Origin of the sequence: Mesorhizobium salmacidum (SeqCode), assembly GCF_037179605.1 — a bacterium.
GTDB lineage: Bacteria > Pseudomonadota > Alphaproteobacteria > Rhizobiales > Rhizobiaceae > Mesorhizobium > Mesorhizobium salmacidum.
In genome coordinates, this window is sequence record NZ_JAPYKS010000016.1 from 79,197 (window position 1) to 99,573 (window position 20,377).

Consider the following 20,377-nt stretch of genomic DNA (forward strand, 5'->3'; position numbering starts at 1 on the left):
GCCTGAGCGTGGGTCGCTTCAGCGCTGCGTTCGGTTCATGGAAATCTTTGATCCAAGGACGGGCGGCATCGGCTCGTCCCGACAACGTGGCCAAAATTTCTGGAAAGGGTGACAGCGGCCAGCCGAGTTGCTATGCCCCGCGCGGACCATTTTGCCGCGTGAGCCCCAACCATGCCTGACCTGCTTCTAGAACTTCGCTCGGAAGAGATTCCCGCTCGCATGCAGCGCAAGGCCGCGGGTGATCTGAGGAAGATGTTGACCGACGGTCTCCTCGAGGCGGGGCTGACCTACGAGGCGGCGCGTGAGTATTGGACGCCGCGGCGCCTCACCCTCGATATCCGTGGCCTCAACGCACGCTCGAAGGATATTCACGAGGATATCAAGGGGCCGTCGACATCGGCGCCTGAACAGGCGGTCCAGGGTTTTCTGCGCAAGGCCGGGCTGTCTTCGATCGCCGAGGCGCATGTTCATTCCGACCCGAAGAAGGGCGACTTCTATGTCGCGCACATTTCGAAGCCGGGCAGGGCGGCCGAAGAGATTATCGCCGGTCTGGTGCCAGATATCATCCGCACTTTCCCCTGGCCGAAGTCGATGCGCTGGGGGCCGACGTCGGCCAAGCCGGGCTCGCTGCGATGGGTGCGGCCGCTACAATCGATCCTGTGCACCTTCGGCCCCGAGACCGAGGAGCCTGTCGTGGTCGACTTCGAAATCGACGGTATCCGCTCGGGCAACATCACCTACGGCCACCGCTTCCATGCGCCGGGCGAAATCACCGTTCGCCGCTTCGACGACTATGTGTCGAAGCTGGAGGCGGCCAAGGTCGTGCTCGATGCAGACCGGCGCAAGGAGATCATCCTTGCCGACGCCCGCAATCTCGCCTTCGCCAACGGGCTCGACCTTGTCGAGGACGAGGGACTGCTTGAAGAAGTGTCCGGGCTGGTCGAATGGCCTGTCGTGCTGATGGGCGAGTTCGAAGAGGCTTTCCTGGTCATTCCGGCGGAGGTGATCCGCCTGACCATCCGCGCCAACCAGAAATGCTTTGTGACGCGGCCGCAGGGGGAAGGCGAGGCGCTCTCCAGCCGTTTCATTCTCACCGCCAACATCGAAGCCAGTGACGGCGGCAAGGAAATCGCGCACGGCAACGGCAAGGTGGTGCGCGCCCGCCTGTCCGACGCGCTCTATTTCTGGAAGACGGACCAGGGCGATCTGCCTGATCTCGTTGAGCTGGAAGCATCGGCTGAAAAGTTCGGGCTCGATCTGAAGAAGCCGCTCGACCAGCGCATGGCCCGGCTCGACCATCTCAATGTTACCTTCCATGCCAAGCTCGGCACGCAGGGCGAGCGGGTGGAGCGGATTGCCCGGTTGGCGGAAGAACTGGCGCCGATCGTCGGCGCCGATCCCGCGCTCGCAGGTCGCGCGGCTGTTCTCGCCAAGGCCGATCTCACCACTGAAGTGGTTGGCGAGTTCCCCGAACTCCAGGGTGCGATGGGCCGAAAATATGCGCTGCTGCAGGGCGAACCGGCATCTGTGGCTGCGGCCATCGAGGAGCATTACAAGCCACAAGGCCCGTCCGATTATGTGCCGAGCGATCCGGTGTCGGTCGCCGTGGCGCTCGCGGACAAGCTCGACACGCTGGTCGGCTTCTGGGCCATCGATGAAAAGCCGACTGGATCGAAAGATCCCTATGCCCTGCGCAGGGCGGCGTTAGGTGTGATCAGAATTTTGGTTGAGAGTGGAGTGAATGTTTCGCTTCTTCGTTCCATGATGTCTCCCATTCTGGCGGCATACATGGAATTTCAACGGGAGGGGTCACGGCCATATCTTGAGGCTGCGGATCGGTTGGCCTCGGCGGGCCTTGCCACGGCAGTCTACAGAGCTGAAGTCTACGACCGACTTGTAGGTCAATCGGGGAAAGAGGCTTTCGCCGAAGAGACATCCGATTGGGCATGGCGCTTGAGTCTCGACCTCCTGTCATTCTTCCACGATCGTCTCAAAGTCTATCTTCGCGACCAGGGCGCACGGCACGATCTCATCGATGCCGTCATCACGCCGCAGTCCGACGACCTCCTGCAGATCGTGCGCCGCGTCGAGGCGCTTGGCTCTTTCCTTGATACCGAGGACGGCAAGAATTTGCTCGCCGGCACCAAGCGTGCCGCCAACATTCTGGCCGCCGAAGAGAAGAAGAAAACGGCGGTCGCCGAAACCGTTGAGCCGGCGTTGTTCCGGCAAGATGCCGAGAAGTCGCTGTTTGCGGCGGTGAATCAGGCCGAGAAGCAAGCCGGCGAAGCGATTCAAAACCAAGACTTTTCCGCTGCCATGCTGGCGCTTAGCGTGTTGCGTGAACCCGTTGATTCATTCTTTGAGCATGTTCTCGTGAATGATGAGGACTTGTCGGTACGTGCCAACCGTCTTGCGCTGCTCGCCCGTATTCGGACCGCTACCGGCCAGGTCGCGGATTTCTCGAAAATCGCCGGCTGAGAAACATGATCCCGAAAAGTGGGCACCGGTTTTCGGACAAGATCATGCAGGGATAAACCGGGCTGTAGGCCCACAAAAAATATCTTCCAGCCGGCCGTTCGAGCCGGCTTACAGTCATATGACGATGATCTCTCAGTGGCAAAAGGGACATGTTCCCCAACCCAACGGAGGCTTCCATGAATTCCGATCACGAAATCGAAGTGACAGAAGAAACCTCGGCCCCCGCCGAGGCGCTTGAATCCGCTTCCGAAACCGCCCTCGATCATGCCGCCGCCGCCACGGTCGAAGCCGCGGACCTGTCTGATGAAGACGAGGATGGCGATGACGAGGATGGCGATGATGAAGACGGCGAAGAGTCTGACGAAGACGACGCCGATGACGCTGTGAAGGCCGAAGGTGACGACGCCGAGGGCGAAGAAGAATCCGAAGACGGCGAGTCCGACGAAGAAGACGACAAGGAAGAAGCGGCCTGATTTCAGGTGACAGGTTTTCTCGAGGAAAGGGCGGTGCTTTGGCGCCGCCTTTTTTGTTGTCTTTTCAAACTGATTTGATCAGTTCTCAAGAATGCTGACGCGCACGCTGTTTTCATAGACGTCGACCTGGATCAGCGGCTCGCCATTGACGATGGCGCGTTTGGTCGAGGAACTCATCGCGCCGGGGCGCTCCAGCATGCGCTGCAGGTCGGCGCGCTGGTCGTTGGTCCTGAACCAGGCGTCGCCCTCGTCGTCGCTGTCGCGGCGATGGAATTTGTGCCAGTTGGCGCGGTCCTGCCGCACCATCTGCGCGGCGCCGTCAAGCGCATAGCCGTCGCTTGCCTGGTGATCGCGATCGGAAATGCGAGCGACATAGGACCCCAGCATGTCGTCCGCATGAGCCGCGCCGCCAAACAATGACGCCAGCAGAAGCCCTGCCACTGTAACGGTCTTCGATTTTTTCATGAGCAACCCCCTTGCCTTGAACAATGCAATCCCGTCTGCCGAAGCCGCTTGGCTAAATTCAGGCCGCGGCGCCGACCGGCGAGATACGCCGGACGAAATTCGCCTGACAATGGTGCGCAGCGCGCCAGACCGCCGTCAAGCAGCCGAGCATTTGACTGCCCGGTTTGGCGAGGTCGCTATTTGACCTTGCCGGCTCCCGAAGCGGGCTGTCGGGCTGCCGGCCGCGGTGCGGCTGCCGCCGGTGCGGCTGCTTTCCCTTGCACTGCAGGCGCGGGGGCGGCCGAGGCGGTCGCCGTCGCGGGGGCGGTTGCCGCTGCCGGGGTTTTGGCCTGCACCGGCGTCGAGAAGGCGCCGCCGACGACCCCGCCGCGAATGATCATCGGGCTCTGCGGGAAGACGTGCCTCGCCTCGGCCTTGTCCGGGATTGCCGCCACCTTTTCATCGGTGACGTCAGGCTCGCCGAGCGCAACGACGGACACCACGTCGCTCGCCTTGCCGTCGGCGGCCTTCAGGACAAGGATGGAAGGCGTCGAGGCCGGCGCACCGGGAAAGACCAGCGACGAGGCCTGAGCCCCGCCAGCCGTAGCAGCCAGACTGATAGCAAGCGTTCCCCAGATACGCATAGACACTGACATAGCTCCCCATTGCCCAGAAGCCGCACAATACTGCCCGGCGATTGATACCGGCTTTCATGGAAACATAGCATTTTAGGAATTGATGAATTGCCAATGCCCGCTTGCCCCGGCGATGCTGTCGTACTACGCAGCCGGCATCCGCGAGGTGACGAGAGTGGCTGAAATACTTGCCGTCGGCGAAGCGATGGAACCGGCGTTGGCGCTGCTTGAGGGCGGCGATGTCGTCGCCATTCCGACCGAGACCGTCTATGGACTGGCCGGCGACGCCACCAACGGCATTGGCGTCGCGCGCATTTTCGAAGCCAAGGGGCGGCCGCGTTTCAATCCGCTGATCGCCCATGTCGCCGACATGGCGATGGCCGAGCGCGTTGCCTCGTTCGATCCGCTGTCGAAGAAGCTCGCGCTTGCCTTCTGGCCGGGTCCGCTGACGCTGGTGCTGCCGCAGCGCCCCGGCAACGGCATTCATCCGCTGGTCACCGCCGGGCTCGACACGATCGCCTTGCGCATGCCGAGGGGTTTTGGCGGCGAGCTGATCGCCAGGCTTGGCCGACCGCTTGCCGCGCCCAGCGCCAATTCATCCGGCAAGATCAGCGCGACGACGGCGCAAGCCGTTGCGGCGGACCTCGGCGCGCGCATCAAGCTGGTGGTCGATGGCGGCGCAACACCGGTCGGGCTGGAATCGACCATCGTCAAGGCCGAAGGCGAGAGGTTGCGCCTGCTTCGGCCCGGTGGCATTGCCGCAGGGGAAATCGAGGCGGCCATCGGCATCGACCTGCTGCGCGGCGGCGCTGCCGGCGTCGAAGCGCCGGGCATGCTGGCCTCGCACTACGCGCCGGGTGCCGCGGTGCGGCTCAATGCGCGGGCGGTCGGCGAGGGCGAAGCGCTGCTCGGCTTTGGCAGCCAGAGAGCGGAAGGCTGGCGCGGCGCAACCGCTTTCCTCAACCTGTCGGTTTCAGGCGACCTGCGTGAAGCGGCAAGCAATCTCTTCGCCTACATGCAGGAACTCGACCGCAGCGGCGCGCGCACCATCGCGGTCGAGCCGATTCCCTTTGACGGGCTCGGCGAGGCGATCAACGACCGGCTCTCCCGTGCCGCCGCTCCTCGTGACAATGCATAGCCCTCGACGTAGTTTTCCCACATGACCGAAACCGCAAAGACACTCGATCCCGCTCTCATCGATCGTTTCGCGGCGATCGTCGGTGAGAAATATGCGCTGCGCGACCAGCAGGACATCGCGCCTTATCTGATCGAGCGACGCGGCCTCTGGCATGGCGCGACGTCCCTGGTGCTGCGGCCGGGCAGCGTCGACGAGGTCAGCCGGATCATGCGGCTGGCGACAGAGACCGGAACGCCAATCGTGCCGCAAAGCGGCAACACCGGGCTGGTCGGCGCGCAGGTGCCGGACAAATCCGGCCATGAAATCGTGCTGTCGCTGTCACGGCTGAACCGCATCCGCGAGATCGATGTCCTGTCGAACACGGTCACGGTCGAGGCCGGTGTCATCCTGCAGACCTTGCAGGAAGCGGCCGACGCCGCCGACCGGCTGTTCCCGCTCTCGCTCGCGGCGCAAGGCTCCTGCCAGATCGGCGGCAACCTGTCGTCCAATGCCGGCGGCACCGGCGTGCTCGCCTATGGCAATGCGCGCGAGCTGTGTCTCGGCGTCGAGGTGGTGCTGCCGACCGGCGAGGTGTTCGACGATTTGCGAAAGCTTAAGAAGGACAATACCGGCTACGACCTCAAGAACCTGTTCGTCGGCGCCGAAGGCACGCTCGGTATCATCACCGCCGCCGTGCTCAAACTGTTTCCGAAGCCGAAGGGGCGGGACGTCGCCTTCGTCGGCCTGTCGTCGCCCGAGGCCGCTCTTTCCCTGTTCAGCCTGGCCATGGACCGCGCCGGGGCAGCGCTCACCGCCTTCGAACTGATCGGCAAGCGGCCATACGATTTCACGCTGGCGCATGCCCCGGGCGTGACGCGGCCGCTGATGGAGGATTGGCCCTGGTATGTGCTGATGCAGATATCGTCCGGCCGCTCATCGGAGGATTCTCGGGCGCTGATCGAGGACGTGCTTTCCGCGGGCCTCGAGCAGGAATTCGTCGGCGACGCGGTCATCGCCGCCAGCCTCGGGCAGGGCGACGCCTTCTGGGATTTCCGCGAGCTGTTGCCCGAGGCGCAGAAGCCGGAAGGCGCTTCGATCAAGCACGACATTTCAGTGCCGATCGCATCGATACCGCGCTTCATCGCGGAGGCCGCTGGCGCGGTAGCCTCGGTCAGTGCTGGCGCCAGGGTGGTCTGTTTCGGCCATATGGGAGACGGCAACCTCCACTATAACATCTCGCGGCCCGTCGACGGCGACGACGAGGCGTTTCTGGCGCTCTATCATGCCATGAACAAGGCCGTGCATGACGTGGTGCGCAGCCTGCATGGTTCGATCTCGGCAGAGCATGGCATCGGTCAGTTGAAGCGCGACGAACTGATCGCCACCGCGCCGCCGATGGCCATCGATCTGATGCGCCGGGTAAAGGCTGCCTTCGATCCGGCCGGCATCATGAATCCTGGTAAGGTTATCTGATCCTTTCAACATCTTGTGGCTGGTGGCATTCCGATAACCATCCCTGAGATCAGCAAAATTTAACCGACTTTCTTAAGCGCGGCGGTAAGGAGCCGGCGCTACTGTTTCCCCATAACGAGGCCGGGAAAACTGGCCCGGAGAGAACCGGACACCGGCTCTCAGGAGACAGACAGGAAGGCGCTCTATGAACGTGAACACTGGACTGAAGCCAGTCTGGGCGGGACGCAACATGCGTCTCGACCCATTCCGCCTGCCGCAGGTGGTGAGCTACGCGACACGCGACGATTATGGCGACGTGACCTTCACCATCGACCAGCGTGGCGCCGTGATCCGCCGCCTGCTCGAGATGAGCGGCCTGCCGGCGATCATTGTGCTGCCCGCCAATGCATTTCGCGGTGTCGCCGCTCGTGCGATGGAGGATCCGGAAGGCAATGTCACGGTGACCCTTGAACTCCTGCACAACGATCCGATGTTGTCGGTGCCGCTGCTGGTGGCTGACGATCTCGAAGACGTCGCCGCCGACTGGCGCGCCTGGGCCGATGCCTACCGCCTGCCGATGCTGTTGATCGAATCCGACGGCGTCGCCCGCACCCTGGAAGAATCGCTCGGCGCCGCCATCAAGACATTGCCGCCGCAGGACCGCCGCAAAGGCCGTGTTTCGACCATGCGCCGCCCGCGCTTCCTTGCCCGCCGCAGGGCTGGTGACCTCGGCCTCAGGCTGGTCATCGACGGCCAGGAGATCATTGCGCGCGAGTGAGACTTGGCTCCCCTTCTTCCCGTAACGGGGAGGAGGGGAAAAAGCCGCTACACCAGCGGCTTCAGCGCCACCCATAGCGCGCCGCCGATCAGGCCGAGGAAGATCAGCCAGCCGACCTGGTTGTTCGACCGGAACAGCCGCAGGCATTGGTCCGGATCGTCGATATCCAGCACCGCGATCTGCCGGGCCATATGGGCACCGGCCGCTATCAAGCCAGCCAGCGCCACCACCGGGGTCTGCGCCGAGGCGAAGGCGATGGCGAAGCAGATCAGCGTACCGCCATAAAGCCCAGCGAGCCACGCTTTGGTGTTGTCGCCGAACAACCGCGCCGTCGAACGCACGCCGACAATGGCGTCGTCTTCCTTGTCCTGGTGCGCATAGATCGTGTCGTAGCCGATCACCCACAGGATCGAACCGATATAGAGCATGATGGCGGGACCATCGAGATCACCGAACTCGACCGCCCATCCCATCAGCGCGCCCCAGGAAAAGGCAAAACCGAGAAACAGTTGCGGCCAGTTGGTTATCCGCTTCATGAATGGGTAGACGGCCACGATCGCGAGCGAGCAGACGCCGAGCAGGATGGCGAAGCTGTTGAACTGCAGGAGTACCGCCAGGCCGACCAGGGCTTGCAGCACCAGAAACAGCCAGGCCCGCCGGCGCGTGGTCTGGCCGGATGGCAGCGGGCGTGAGCGGGTGCGTTCGACCTGGTTGTCGATGTCCTCGTCGACAATGTCGTTATAGGTGCAGCCGGCGCCACGCATGGCAATGGCGCCAATCAGGAACAGCACGAGATAGAGTGGCGCCGGCAGCAGCGAAAGCAGCGGGTCGCCAGGCCGGGGATAGGCGCTCGCCGCCAGTGCGGCGGACCACCAGCATGGCCACAAAAGCAACTGCCAGCCGATCGGCCTGTCCCACCGTGCAAGCTGTGCATAGGGCCAGACCGCGCGCGGCAGCACGCGGTAGACCCAATGGCGGTTCGGCGCATCGGAGACGCGGCCCTGGGACGCTTTCGACTGGACAGGTTCCATTGGCATGGAGTGGCAGCAGCAGCGGAAACCGTCAAGCGGCAAGCAGGGCAGGAGCGCCCGTCCACCCGTCAGGAGGTGAAGATGTCGCGTGTGGAAAACCAGACTTTCGCCACCTCGATGAAAGCTAGCGCCACATTCGACACGCGCTGATGCGTATCGTGGGTGAGGATGATGCGCTGCATGGGCAGCGGATCCGACAGCGGTTTGCAGACGAGGCGCAAGCCGTCATAGCTGTGGTCGCCATGCGGGCGGGTATAGCTGACCGCGACGCCGAAGCCGTTCGCCACCATGCTGCGCTGGAGTTCGAACGAGCTTGTGCGCATGTCGGCGACGGGTGACAGGCCACGGCTGCGGAACAGGTCAAGCATATGCTGCCAGCTATGCGGCTGGTCGGTCGTGATCAGCGGGTAGGCGGCCAGATCCGCCAGGCTGACCTCCTGGCGGTCCGCCAGCGCGTGGCCCGCCGGCAACAGCGCATGCGGCCGCAGCTCGTGCAGCAGGATGCGGGCGAAATGCGACGGCAGGCCGAGATCGTAGCTGAGACCGAGATCGACGGCGGCGTCCGCCAGGCGTCGCCCGAGCGTCTCGAACGTCTCGTCGCGGACGATGACGGCGACCGCTGGATGGCGTTCGGAGAAGGCGCGGATGAGGCCCGGCGCGAAATAGGGCGCCAGATCCTCGAAGCAGCCGAGCACCAGCTCGCCGCCGATCGCCGAGTTGACCTTCCCCAAGCCCAGGAGTTCGTCTGTCTCGGCAAGAACCTGCTTTGCCTTTGCCACGGCGGCACGACCGAAAGAGGTCAGCGAGACACCGCTTCCACGCTGGCGCACGAACAGTTTCTGGCCGAAATCCTTTTCGATGGCGTCGATCGCCACCGAAATAGACGGTTGCGAAATGTTGAGCGCCCGGGCTGCGCCCGTGACGCTGCCATGGCGGGCGACGGCGATGAGATAGCGTAGCTGGGTGAGCGTCAGACTCATAGTTCAAACCTATGTGCCGGATGAGAAGTTATTATTTTACTGAATGAGCGGCCGTTGCGATAGTCGCCTCGATACTGAAAGGAGGACAACATGGCTTTCCAAACCGCTCCACGGGCAATGGACACCGAAATCATAGATGCGCGGACAATCGCCGACTACCAGCGCGACGGCGCGGTCTGTGTCCGCGGCGCCTTCAAGGGCTGGGTCGACACGATCGCCGCCGGCATCGAGCGCAACATGCAGAACCGCAGCGCCACGGCGTCCGACATTGCCAATGGCCTCGGCAGCTTTTTCGACGATTACTGCAATTGGGAGCGCATCCCCGAATTCGTCAAGGTGGTGCGCGAATCGCCCGCGGCGCGACTGGCAGCCGCGGTGATGCGGTCGCGCACCGCGCAGTTCTTCCACGACCATGTTCTGGTCAAGGAACCTGGCACGCAGAAGCCGACGCCGTGGCACCAGGACATTCCCTATTATTTCGTCGACGGCCAGCAGACGGTGAGCTTCTGGATCCCTATCGATCCGGTGAAGGAGGCGACGCTGCGTCTGATCGCCGGCTCGCACAAATGGGACAAGATGATCCTGCCGGTACGCTGGCTGGACGACGGCAATTTCTACGGCGCCGAGGGTGATTATCGTCCGGTGCCCGATCCCGACAACGATCCATCGATGAAAGTCATCGAGTGGGAGATGGAGCCGGGCGACGCCATCCTGTTCGACTTCAGGACGGCGCACGGCGCGCGTGGCAATATGACCGCGGCCCGGCGCCGGGCGCTGTCGCTGCGTTGGGTCGGCGACGATGCCCATTATGTCGAGCGGCCGGGCCGCACCTCGCCGCCCTACCATGGTCATGGCATGCGGCCGGGGCAGAAGCTGCGCGAGGATTGGTTCCCGGTGGTCCACCAAGGCTGAACGAGAGCCAGAATAGGGGGCGCTGGCGGCCTGCGCCCCCTATTCGACAGGCATAACGTTTCCGTGCGCAATTCAGATCAATCCACCCTGATGCCTTGACCCGTCGTTCAGAGAGCAATAGCGGGTTGTTTTCTCTATGGGATAGTCGGCATCAAGAGGTGGCCATGAACGTTCTTCTTCTCGGCTCCGGCGGCCGCGAACATGCGCTGGCCTGGAAGATCGCCGCTTCGCCGCTGCTGATCAAGCTCTACGCGGCTCCAGGCAATCCGGGCATCGGCGCCGAGGCCGAACTGGTGAAGCTCGATATCGCCGACCATGCCGCCGTAGCCGCCTTCTGCGGCGAGAAAAAAATCGATCTCGTCGTGGTCGGTCCGGAAGGGCCGCTGGTGGCCGGTATCGCCGATGATCTGCGCGCCGAAAACATCCGCGTCTTCGGGCCTTCAAAGGCCGCCGCGCGGCTGGAAGGCTCAAAGGGTTTCACCAAGGATCTCTGCGCCCGCTACAACATCCCGACCGCCGCCTATGGCCGGTTCGGCGATCTCGCCTCCGCCAAGGCCTATGTCGAGAAGATGGGTGCGCCGATCGTCATCAAGGCCGACGGGCTCGCAGCCGGCAAGGGTGTCACCGTCGCCATGACGATGGATGAAGCACAGGCGGCAGTCGATGCCTGTTTCGATGGGTCGTTCGGCGCCGCAGGCGCGGAGGTGGTGATCGAGGAATTCATGACCGGCGAGGAGGCGAGTTTCTTCTGCCTCTGCGACGGCACAACGGCGCTTCCCTTCGGCACCGCGCAGGACCACAAGCGCGTCGGCGACGGCGATGTCGGTCCCAACACCGGCGGCATGGGCGCCTATTCGCCGGCCCCGGTGATGACGCCTGACATGATCGAGCGCACCATGCGCGAGATCATCGAGCCGACCATGCGCGGCATGGCCGATCTCGGTGCGCCTTTCGCCGGCATTCTGTTCGCCGGGCTGATGATCACGGAAAACGGGCCGAAGCTGATCGAATACAACACCCGCTTCGGCGATCCTGAATGCCAGGTGTTGATGATGCGGCTGAAGGACGATCTTGTGGTGCTGCTCAATGCCGCCGTCGACGGCCAGCTTGCGCATACCTCCGTGCGCTGGCGCGACGAGGCGGCGCTGACCGTTGTGATGGCGGCGAGGGGCTATCCCGGCACGCCGGAGAAAGGCTCCGTCATCCGCGGCGTCGAGGACGCCGCGGGCGAAGGCGTCCAGATTTTCCATGCCGGTACAGCCATCAATGGCGGCGCGCTGGTCGCCAATGGCGGCCGTGTGCTCAACGTCACGGCGACCGGCGCCACCGTTGGCGAGGCGCAGGCGCGGGCCTATGCCGCGCTCGACCGGATCGACTGGCCGGACGGGTTCTGCCGCCGCGACATCGGCTGGCAGGCCGTGGCGCGCGAGCAGGCAGGCTGAAGCTCCGACCGGGTGGCGGCTACCGCTGGCCGCGGTCGAGAGTTGTCGAGGCCGTGCTCAGCGGGTCGGCGGCCGCTGCGAAGGCGGCGTCGAGTTGCTCGGGTGAACGCTGCCCGGCCCGCTTCCAGACGACATATTGGACAATGCCGAAGCCCGGCCGTCGCGGCACCGTCTTCACGACAGGCATGCGGAACCCGTCGCGGAATTTCGACCAGCGCGAACCGAGCACGGCGGCCATTTCCTCGAATGTCGGCGGCGTCGCCACATCGGCATAGATGATGGTCGCTTTGCCGGCCAGGGCGGCTTCCCGCGAGAGCGGCACCGGCACGCTGGCAAGATAATCGGGAGGCACGTCGATCAGGCCGCCAAAGGGCCATTGCTGGCGCAGCGTGACTGCATCCGTGGGCGCCACGTTGACGTCGATGTTGTCGGGCGTGCCGGCAACCCTGTAGGGGCAACGGAAGCGCCCGCAATTGGCCTGCGCCGAAAACTGCCAGAGCGCGTAGCCCTGCCAGTTGCCCATCGGAAAATGCACGTCGATGTCGGGCTTGTAGCGCGCGTACCACAGGGGCAGTCGCGACAGGAGCCGGTATTTGTAGCGGTTGTCGGCGATATATTGGGCGGTTTTGCCATTGGTGTAGAGCACCGGGAAGCGGCCGACGCGCCGATGCACCTGGCGCGCGAACTCCTCGGCGTCATCGAGCGACATCCATTGCGAGGGATCGTTGCCCTCGAGGTCGAGAGCCATGAGATCATCCGGCGCGGGGTCGGCGAAATCGAGGAAATTGTTGGCCTGCTCGACCGGATTGCCGGGACGGGCGAGATGATAGGCGCCCCATTTCATGCCGAGCGCCTTGGCCACGACCCTGCGTGTCTGGAACAATTCGCGCGTCACCGCGTGGCGTTTCCACAGCGCCTTGCACAGCTTCACGTCGGTGTCGCCGCCGAAACAGAAGTAGGGCGGCGGCATGCCGTCGGACGCCTTGTTGATGAAAGCGACGATGCGTTTGTCGGTGGCAAGCCGGGCCCAGTCGATGGAATTGTACTCGTAGGCATCGACCACCAGGGCACGGTCGGCACTCTTCCACGGCTCGGAAAAGTCCGAAGCCTTTGCCGCCATCGACAGCGCCATCGTCGCCGCAAAAGCGAGAAGCGCTGTGCGGCGAAGGAAACACGCCGTCCTTTTCAAACAGGGAATCCCCATTGATCAAAGGCAAATCCTGGACCGCTATGGTTAAGGATTTACTTCGGGAATGGCCAGGATCGACGCGGTCCTTAGCAGATAGCTGGCAAGCGCGAAATTTACGGGGAATCCACGACCAGTCGTTTGTAAGCATTGGCGGCTGCGCGTAGCGCTTCATTCGGTTCGGGCGGATTCACAATCGCCTACGCAAGGCGATCCGATCCTCGATTGAGAGGCGCATGACTGCGGCCTCGTCAGGGGAGGGCAGCGCTGACCGGGTCCGCGCAATAACGGCCTGCTTGTTGGGCAGCATGTCTCCTCTGGCCCAGCTTTCACCGCTGGCTGAACGGCTGAGATTCGAACGGGTCCGGCGCGGGCTCTTGCTGCAGTGTCCCTTCGGCGGCGCGTTTGCGGTGGTGGGCAAGCGAGCATCGCGGCGAGCACAATATGCCGCGATCCGACCAGTAGGCGGCACCGTTTGCCACCTCGCCGTGATAGTAGGAAAATCCCGCTGCCCGATAGGATAAGCCGCATTCAATACAGCGATAGGCGTCAGGTCTGGCAAGCATTGGAATGTTCCGGTCGGCTGGTTTTCTGTCGCCGTTCGATCTGATCCGGCATCGGTCCAATTTAATACAGGCCGGCCCGATTGCAAAATCTGCGTGACAAATTTTGACGTTTACGTAAAAAGAAATGGGAGACCGCCCAAAGGCGGATGGTTTTGCGGCGGCACTGGCTCTAGCGTCGGCGAGGCCGGTGCATCAGGAGGATCGAGCGGCATGTATCGGGCACCGGTCGAGGATATTGCGTTCACCCTGAAGCACGTCGCCGGCATGAAATCGGCCATTGATGCCGGTGCGTTCGGCGATCTCGGCGAGGATCTGGTCGATGCCGTCCTTGGCGAAGCCGGCCGCTTCGCCACCGAGGAGGTGGCACCCCTTTATAAGATCGGCGACGAACGAGGCGCCGTGTTGAAGGACGCGGTTGTCACCACCCCGGCGGGCTGGAAGGAACTCTATCGCCGCTGGATCGAAGGCGGCTGGAACGCGCTCTCCGGGCCGGAAGAGTATGGCGGTCAGGCCCTGCCGACCATGCTCGGCGTCGCCGCGCTCGAAATGTGGAATTCGGCCGCCATGGCCTTCGGCATCGGTCCGACGCTGACCATGGGCGCGGTCGAAGCGCTCGATAAACACGCCTCTGAGGACCTCAAGGCCAAATATCTCGCAAAGCTCGTCTCCGGCGAATGGATGGGCACGATGAACCTGACCGAGCCGCAGGCCGGATCGGACCTCGCCGCCCTGCGCAGCCGCGCCGAGCCGGCCGGCGACGGCACCTACCGCATCTTCGGCCAGAAGATATTCATCACCTATGGCGAGCACGATTTCACCGACAACATCGTCCACCTGGTGCTGGCGCGGCTGCCCGATGCACCGGCCGGAACGCGCGGCATCTCGCTGTTCCTGGTGCCGAAATTCCTGGTCGGCGACGATGGCACGCTGGGTGCGCGCAACGACGTCTTCTGTTCCGGGCTCGAGCACAAGCTCGGCATCCATGCCTCGCCGACCTGCACCATGATCTATGGCGACGGTTTCCAGGGTGCCCAACCCGGCGCGATCGGCTGGCTGATCGGCGAGGAGAACAAGGGCCTCGCCTGCATGTTCACCATGATGAACAATGCGCGGCTTTGCGTCGGCATGCAGGGCGTCGCTGTCGCGGAGGCCGCGACCCAGAAAGCGATCGCCTATGCCAATGAGCGCCGTCAGGGCAAGGCGGCAAGCTTTGGTGGCACCGGCATGGCGCCGATCGTCCATCACCCGGACGTGCAGCGCAATCTCCTCACCATGAAGGCGCTGACACAGATCGCCCGCGCCATCAGCTATTCCTGCGCCCACGCCATCGATCTCGCGCGCGCAACGTCCGATGACGAGGCGGCGCATTGGCGCGACCGTGCCAATCTCTTGACGCCGCTCGCCAAGGCCTTTTCCACCGATGTCGGCGTCGAGGTCGCCTCGCTTGGCGTCCAGGTGCATGGCGGCATGGGCTTCATCGAGGAAACGGGTGCGGCAGCCCTCTATCGCGACGCCCGTATCGCGCCGATCTATGAGGGCACCAACGGCATCCAGGCGATCGATCTGGTGATGCGCAAGCTGCCGCTTGGTGGCGGCGAGCACGTGCATGGCTATATCGACGAACTGGCTGGTATCGCCAATGCGGTGGGAACGTCGAACCTCGAAGGGTTTGGCCGCACCGCTGATGCTCTCGATCAGGCGCTCTCCGATTTGACGCAAGCAACGCGCTTCCTGCAGAAATTGTCGGCCGACGGCCGGACGGAGGAGGCGCTGGCGGGTGCGACGCCTTATCTCAGGCTGATCTCGCTTGCCGCCGGCGGCGCCTATCTGGCGCGGGCCGCTCTTGCCGACCAGGGCCGCATCGCGCTTTGCCGCTTCTTCGCCGAAAACCTGCTTGGCGAAGTCAGCGCTTTGAAGGAGCGCGTCATCGGCGGCGCCGAAAGCCTGGCTGCTGCCGGCAAGGCGCTGATTTCTGCCTGACCTTCACAAGGAAAAGACCGTGACAGACCACATCCTCGTCGAGCGCCAGGGCGCCATCCAGATCATCCGCATGAACCGCCCGGACAAGAAGAACGCCCTGACGCGCGCCATGTATGCCAAGATGTCGGCGGCCCTTGCCGAAGGCGACGCCGATCCGGCGGTCCGCGTTCATGTCTTTCTCGGTGCGCCCGGCGCCTTCTCATCCGGCAACGACCTTGCCGATTTCATGGTTATGGCTACCGGCGGCGATGGTGGCACGGAAGTCTGGGATTTCCTGCTGGCGTTGGCCCGGGTCGAAAAACCCATCGTCTCTGGCGTCGACGGCATCGCGGTCGGCATCGGCACCACGATCAACCTGCATTGCGATCTGACCTTCGCCACGCCACGCACCGTGTTCCGCACGCCCTTCGTCGATCTCGGCCTCGTGCCGGAGGCTGGATCGAGCCTTTTGGCGCCGCGCATCCTGGGTCAGCAAGCTGCGTTTGCGCTGCTTGCCCTCGGCGAAGGCTTCTCGGCCGAGCGCGCGAAGGCCGCTGGACTGATCTACGAGGTGGTCGAGGAGGGCGCTCTGGAGGCCTCGGTCCTCTCGGCAGCCGGCCAGATCGCGGCCAAGCCCCCGCAGGCTCTCAAGATCGCGCGCGACCTGATGCGCGGCTCACGCGACGATCTGGTTGCCCGCATCGGAGTGGAGAGCGAGCATTTCCGTGAGCGGCTGAAATCCGATGAGGCGCGCGCGGCCCTCACGGCATTCATGACCAGGAAAAAGGGCTGAACCTTACCCTTTCAGGGATAAAGCCTCGTCTTGCTCCACCCACCATCGGCGTCGCGTGAGAAGACCACTCGGTCATGCAGCCGGAACGGCCTGTCGTGCCAGAATTCGATCGTCTTCGGCACGATGCGGAAGCCCGACCAGTGCTTGGGTCGTGGAATCTCGCCGATCGCGTAGCGCGCCGTGTATTCCGCGACGGCCTTTTCCAGGGCAAAGCGGCTTTCCAGCGGCCGCGACTGCTTCGAGGCCCAGGCGCCGATGCGGCTGCCGCGGGGCCGCGTCGCGTAATAGCTGTCGGCCTCGGCGTCGCTGACGATTTCCACCGGACCGCGAATGCGGACCTGGCGGCGCAACGATTTCCAGTGGAAACACATCGCCGCCTTCATGCTGCCTAGAATCTCCTGGCCCTTGGCGCTTTCGAAATTCGTGTAGAACACAAAGCCGCTTTCATCGAACCCCTTGAGCAGCACCATCCGTACGTCCGGCATGCCCTCGGCATCGACGGTCGCCAGCGCCACGCCGTTGGCATCGTTGATTTCGCTCTTGGTGGCGTCGTCCAGCCATGCGGCAAAGAGACGAAACGGCTCGGCCGCTTCGGTAAAGTCACTGGTTATTAACGCTGTGTCACTCATAGTTTTTCTCAAATTGTCACGAGATCAGGGAGGTTGCCGATTGTCGCGTATCGCGCAAGCTTTTGACAGCAGGCAATGGGGCGTTATCGCTTCAGCCAGCGCGAAAGCGGCGATCGTGGCAATCGCCCTGCCGCTTGCTGGCTGCGGTGCGGGCGGCTTCAGCCTGGACAAAGCCGAAGTCGACCGCTCGATCCTGACCAGCAGCACGTCGGCTTCGGCCAAGCCGGCCGATTCGGATCGCGACTCCGACCAGACGACGATCGGCAATGCGGTATCCTCCGCCGACATCGAGCAACTCAGTGGCCAGGCCGTGCCTTGGGCGAATGCCGGCACCGGCTCGCGCGGCTCCATCACGGAACTGGCGGAATTGAAGGACAGCGGCCAGACGTGCCGCCGCTTCAGGGCTTCGCGCGAGAGCTTTGACGGCGTTGCCATGTTCGAGGGCGAACTCTGTCTTGCCAGCGCCGGCGGCTGGCGCATGCAGGGCTTCAAGGCACTCTGATTTTCCGTCCTTGATATGACGCACCGCTACTGGAATTTCTTCCTATGCGAGCGCATATAGGGGGCAAGTATGGACTCACTCCTTTTCCAGGGCAGGAAGCATGCGCGACCCCTATGAGGTGCTGGGCGTTGCAAAGAACGCATCGGCCAAGGACATAAAATCGGCGTACCGGAAACTCGCCAAGAAGCATCATCCGGACCAGAATCCGAATGATCCGAAGGCGAAGGACCGTTTTGCCGCGGCCAATCAGGCCTATGAGGTCATCGGCGACGAGAAGAACCGTGCCGCTTTCGATCGTGGCGAAATCGACGCCGACGGCAAGCCGCGTTTCCAGGGTTTTGAAGGTGCGGCCGGTGGCGGCGACCCCTTTGCCGGGTTTCGCCGCCAGCAACAGGGCGCCGGCGGCTCGCGATTCGAGTTCCGCTCGGGCCGCCCCGGTGGCGATCCGTTCGACGGCAACAGCGACATCTTCAGCCAGATTTTCGGCGATGCCTTTTCAGGCGCGCGCGGGCCAGGCGCAGGCGACCGCCGCCAGCCGGCGACATCAGCTGACCTGAACGTCACGCTCGACGTCACCATCGAGGAAGCTGCGAACGCCGAAAAGGTGACGGCGATGTTCCCGGACGGCCGCAAGGTGGCGGTCAAGCTGCCGGCCTATGTCGAGGATGGCCAGACCATCCGGTTGAAAGGCCAGGGCGAGCAGGGACCGGGCCAGCCCGGCGACGCACTGGTCAAGATCCACATTCGCCGCCATCCGCGCTACCGCATCGAGGGTCGCGACCTGCACGCCGATCTGCCGGTTTCGCTGGCCGATGCGGTGCTGGGCGCCAAGGTGCCGGTCGAGACGCCGACCGGCAGGCTCGCTGTCAACGTTCCCGCCTGGTCGAGTTCCGACAAGGTCCTGCGGCTCAAGGGCAGGGGCTTGCCCGAGAAAGCCGGCGGCCATGGCGACCTCTACGCCCATGTGCGCATCATGCTGCCGGAAGGCGGTGACAGCGCGCTGGAATCGCTGTTGCGGGGCCAAAAAGGCTGATCAAGAGCTTTTGTCCCCCGAACTGTCCGGTTTGAACGCTTGAAGGGGCTGTGTGCCTGTGCGATAGGCACTCCACAAAGCAGAAACCTTGCGGAGAGCGCTGACATGGCGGGTGGACAGGGCCTAATGGCCGGCAAGCGCGGCCTTATTCTTGGCGTCGCCAATAACAGGTCGATCGCCTATGGCATTGCCAAAGCCTGCGTCGATCATGGCGCCGAGATCGCACTGACCTATCAGGGCGAAGCCTTCAAGAAGCGCGTCGAGCCGCTGGCGGCGGAACTGGGCGCCTTTGTCGCCGGCCATTGCGACGTCACCGATCCTGCGAGCTTGGACGAGGTTTTCGCCAATGTCGCCAAGCATTGGGGCAAGCTCGACTTCCTCGTCCACGCCATCGCTTTTTCCGACAAGGACGAGCTGACCGGCCGCTATGTCGAGACGACGCGCGACAATTTCCTGCGCACCATGGACATTTCGGTCTATTCCTTCACCACCATCGCCAAGCGCGCCGAAGCGCTGATGACCGAGGGCGGTTCGCTGCTGACGCTGACCTATTACGGCGCCGAGAAGGTGATGCCGCACTATAACGTCATGGGCGTCGCCAAGGCGGCGCTCGAGGCCAGCGTGCGTTACCTCGCGGTTGATCTCGGCGCCAAGAAGATCCGCGTCAACGCGATTTCCGCCGGGCCGATCAAGACGCTTGCCGCCTCCGGCATCGGCGATTTCCGCTACATCCTGAAGTGGAACGAATACAATTCGCCGCTGAAGCAGACAGTCACGCAGGAAGAAGTCGGCGATTCCGGCGTCTATTTCCTGTCCGACCTGTCGCGTGGCGTCACCGGCGAGGTGCACCATGTCGATTCCGGCTATCACGTCGTCGGCATGAAGGCGGTCGACGCGCCGGATATTTCGACGGTCAAGGATTAGTTCTCTCCGCCTATCCTCCGTCCAGGCCCTGGCCCGATCTTCGGAAGAGCTGATGTACCCGCTGGTTTATATCGTGCGCCACGGCCAGACCGCGTGGAACGCCGAGTTCCGGCTTCAGGGCCAGGCCGACACCGATCTCAATGCCCTCGGCCGCGAGCAGGCGACCAGAAACGGCCATCGGCTGGCCGAACTCATCGGCGATCCCAACGAGTTCGACTTCGTCGCCAGCCCAATGAGGCGGACGTGCGAGACGATGGAGCGCATCCGCGCCGCCATGAAGCTCGATCCGCTCGCCTATCGAACCGATATCAGGCTCATTGAAGTCAATTTCGGCGATTGGCAGGGTTTTACCTTTGCCGAGCTCGATACGCGGTCTCCCGGGGCAAGCAGGACGCGTGCTCGCGACAAATGGAATTTTCAGCCGCCGGGCGAAGGTGCCGAGAGTTACCAGATGCTGCTTGAGCGGGTGAAGCCATGGTTCGACGAGATCGACCGCAAGACGATCTGTGTCACGCATGGCGGTGTCATGCGCGCCCTGTTTCGCTTCGTGCTTGATAGGCCCGAGGACGAGGCCGCGAACCTGGAGATACCGCACGATCGCGTGCTCAAACTTGAAGGCAACAGCCTGGAGTGGCTTTAGGACGCCTGGTAAAGGCCAATTCCTAATGCATGTCGCCCAAAGTGACCTCGGTTTTGGGGAAGACGACATGCACAAAACAAGACCTAAAGCGTGTCGCATGAATCCATTTCGACGCGACGCGCTTTAGTTCGTGTCGCTGTCTCCCGGCAACTGCATGTCGGTGACGACGTTTTCGCCATCGGTCACATCGTAAGCGATGACGATGTCCATGCCTGGCTTCAGCGCGTCGAGATCGGTCTCGGCGTTCAGCTTGTAGGATTTGCCGTCATCAAGCGTCAGCGTCAACGCGTCCTTGTCGACCTTCTTGATCAGGCCTTCGGTCTGGCCGGCAAAGGCGGCGGTGGAAAGCAGCAGCGTGGCGGCAACAGCGCCAATCAGGGTACGCATCATCGTCCTCTTTGGT

General features: G+C 63.3%; 21 protein-coding genes. 13 read left to right on the forward strand and 8 right to left on the reverse strand.

The window, feature by feature from the left end; all coding sequences use genetic code 11:
• The first annotated feature begins 171 nt into the window (after window positions 1–171).
• Window positions 172–2,478, forward strand: coding sequence for a glycine--tRNA ligase subunit beta (glyS, locus tag O7A60_RS21310; protein ID WP_337107891.1), 2,307 nt, complete (start codon window positions 172–174; stop codon window positions 2,476–2,478).
• A gap of 176 nt (window positions 2,479–2,654) precedes the next feature.
• The gene (locus O7A60_RS21315) at window positions 2,655–2,951 is read left to right on the forward strand and encodes an ATPase (RefSeq protein ID WP_337107892.1); all 297 of its coding nucleotides are present in this window, start codon (window positions 2,655–2,657) and stop codon (window positions 2,949–2,951) included.
• 78 nt (window positions 2,952–3,029) lie between these two features.
• Here the strand turns inward: O7A60_RS21315 and O7A60_RS21320 are convergent, their stop codons facing one another.
• Window positions 3,030–3,416, reverse strand: a complete 387-nt coding sequence (locus O7A60_RS21320) for a hypothetical protein (RefSeq protein ID WP_337107893.1) — start codon at window positions 3,414–3,416, stop codon at window positions 3,030–3,032.
• Window positions 3,417–3,592: 176 nt separating this feature from the next.
• On the reverse strand, window positions 3,593–4,051 hold the full coding sequence (locus O7A60_RS21325; RefSeq protein ID WP_415926842.1) for a hypothetical protein: 459 nt from the start codon (window positions 4,049–4,051) through the stop codon (window positions 3,593–3,595).
• Window positions 4,052–4,205: 154 nt separating this feature from the next.
• Between O7A60_RS21325 and O7A60_RS21330 the strand changes: the two genes are divergently transcribed.
• From O7A60_RS21330 to O7A60_RS21340, 3 genes are all read left to right on the forward strand, one after another.
• Window positions 4,206–5,168, forward strand: a complete 963-nt coding sequence (locus O7A60_RS21330; protein ID WP_337107894.1) for an L-threonylcarbamoyladenylate synthase — start codon at window positions 4,206–4,208, stop codon at window positions 5,166–5,168.
• Window positions 5,169–5,189: 21 nt separating this feature from the next.
• Window positions 5,190–6,620, forward strand: coding sequence for an FAD-binding oxidoreductase (locus O7A60_RS21335; RefSeq protein WP_337107895.1), 1,431 nt, complete (start codon window positions 5,190–5,192; stop codon window positions 6,618–6,620).
• 190 nt (window positions 6,621–6,810) lie between these two features.
• Window positions 6,811–7,377: a DUF6101 family protein gene (locus tag O7A60_RS21340; protein WP_149904078.1), complete on the forward strand. Its 567-nt coding sequence runs from the start codon at window positions 6,811–6,813 to the stop codon at window positions 7,375–7,377.
• 47 nt (window positions 7,378–7,424) lie between these two features.
• Here O7A60_RS21340 and ubiA read toward each other — a convergent pair whose 3' ends face one another.
• Window positions 7,425–8,408 (reverse strand): 4-hydroxybenzoate octaprenyltransferase, encoded by a 984-nt coding sequence (ubiA, locus tag O7A60_RS21345; RefSeq protein WP_337107945.1) that lies wholly within the window; start codon window positions 8,406–8,408, stop codon window positions 7,425–7,427.
• A gap of 68 nt (window positions 8,409–8,476) precedes the next feature.
• Window positions 8,477–9,388: a LysR family transcriptional regulator gene (locus tag O7A60_RS21350; RefSeq protein ID WP_337107896.1), complete on the reverse strand. Its 912-nt coding sequence runs from the start codon at window positions 9,386–9,388 to the stop codon at window positions 8,477–8,479.
• Between the two features lie 90 nt (window positions 9,389–9,478).
• On the opposite strand from O7A60_RS21350, the gene O7A60_RS21355 reads away from it, so the two are divergent.
• Together O7A60_RS21355 and purD are read left to right on the forward strand one after the other, a co-directional pair.
• Window positions 9,479–10,300, forward strand: coding sequence for a phytanoyl-CoA dioxygenase family protein (locus tag O7A60_RS21355; protein ID WP_337107897.1), 822 nt, complete (start codon window positions 9,479–9,481; stop codon window positions 10,298–10,300).
• A 164-nt stretch (window positions 10,301–10,464) separates the two neighbouring features.
• Complete coding sequence (gene purD, locus O7A60_RS21360) at window positions 10,465–11,742, forward strand: phosphoribosylamine--glycine ligase (protein ID WP_337107898.1); 1,278 nt, start codon at window positions 10,465–10,467, stop codon at window positions 11,740–11,742.
• Between the two features lie 19 nt (window positions 11,743–11,761).
• Here the strand turns inward: purD and O7A60_RS21365 are convergent, their stop codons facing one another.
• Both O7A60_RS21365 and O7A60_RS21370 read right to left on the reverse strand, forming a co-directional pair.
• On the reverse strand, window positions 11,762–12,874 hold the full coding sequence (locus tag O7A60_RS21365) for a glycoside hydrolase family 25 protein (protein WP_337107946.1): 1,113 nt from the start codon (window positions 12,872–12,874) through the stop codon (window positions 11,762–11,764).
• Between the two features lie 383 nt (window positions 12,875–13,257).
• On the reverse strand, window positions 13,258–13,494 hold the full coding sequence (locus tag O7A60_RS21370) for a hypothetical protein (protein ID WP_337107899.1): 237 nt from the start codon (window positions 13,492–13,494) through the stop codon (window positions 13,258–13,260).
• A 210-nt stretch (window positions 13,495–13,704) separates the two neighbouring features.
• On the opposite strand from O7A60_RS21370, the gene O7A60_RS21375 reads away from it, so the two are divergent.
• Window positions 13,705–15,474 (forward strand): acyl-CoA dehydrogenase family protein, encoded by a 1,770-nt coding sequence (locus tag O7A60_RS21375; RefSeq protein WP_337107900.1) that lies wholly within the window; start codon window positions 13,705–13,707, stop codon window positions 15,472–15,474.
• Window positions 15,475–15,493: 19 nt separating this feature from the next.
• Window positions 15,494–16,246 carry a crotonase/enoyl-CoA hydratase family protein gene (locus tag O7A60_RS21380; RefSeq protein WP_337107901.1) on the forward strand — a complete coding sequence of 251 codons (753 nt, stop codon included), beginning with the start codon at window positions 15,494–15,496 and terminating at the stop codon, window positions 16,244–16,246.
• An 11-nt stretch (window positions 16,247–16,257) separates the two neighbouring features.
• Here the strand turns inward: O7A60_RS21380 and pdxH are convergent, their stop codons facing one another.
• Window positions 16,258–16,875, reverse strand: coding sequence for a pyridoxamine 5'-phosphate oxidase (gene pdxH / locus O7A60_RS21385; RefSeq protein ID WP_140745707.1), 618 nt, complete (start codon window positions 16,873–16,875; stop codon window positions 16,258–16,260).
• A gap of 40 nt (window positions 16,876–16,915) precedes the next feature.
• Between pdxH and O7A60_RS21390 the strand changes: the two genes are divergently transcribed.
• The 4 genes from O7A60_RS21390 (at window position 16,916) to O7A60_RS21405 (ending at window position 19,974) form a co-directional block, all read left to right on the forward strand.
• Window positions 16,916–17,377 (forward strand): RT0821/Lpp0805 family surface protein, encoded by a 462-nt coding sequence (locus O7A60_RS21390; RefSeq protein ID WP_140507832.1) that lies wholly within the window; start codon window positions 16,916–16,918, stop codon window positions 17,375–17,377.
• Between the two features lie 100 nt (window positions 17,378–17,477).
• Complete coding sequence (locus O7A60_RS21395) at window positions 17,478–18,410, forward strand: DnaJ C-terminal domain-containing protein (protein ID WP_027142336.1); 933 nt, start codon at window positions 17,478–17,480, stop codon at window positions 18,408–18,410.
• A gap of 105 nt (window positions 18,411–18,515) precedes the next feature.
• Window positions 18,516–19,334: an enoyl-ACP reductase FabI gene (gene fabI, locus O7A60_RS21400; RefSeq protein WP_015318818.1), complete on the forward strand. Its 819-nt coding sequence runs from the start codon at window positions 18,516–18,518 to the stop codon at window positions 19,332–19,334.
• 52 nt (window positions 19,335–19,386) lie between these two features.
• On the forward strand, window positions 19,387–19,974 hold the full coding sequence (locus O7A60_RS21405) for a histidine phosphatase family protein (RefSeq protein WP_337107902.1): 588 nt from the start codon (window positions 19,387–19,389) through the stop codon (window positions 19,972–19,974).
• A gap of 123 nt (window positions 19,975–20,097) precedes the next feature.
• On the opposite strand, the gene O7A60_RS21410 is transcribed toward O7A60_RS21405, so the two are convergent.
• Window positions 20,098–20,361, reverse strand: coding sequence for a DUF1344 domain-containing protein (locus O7A60_RS21410; RefSeq protein ID WP_023783490.1), 264 nt, complete (start codon window positions 20,359–20,361; stop codon window positions 20,098–20,100).
• Window positions 20,362–20,377: the final 16 nt, after the last annotated feature.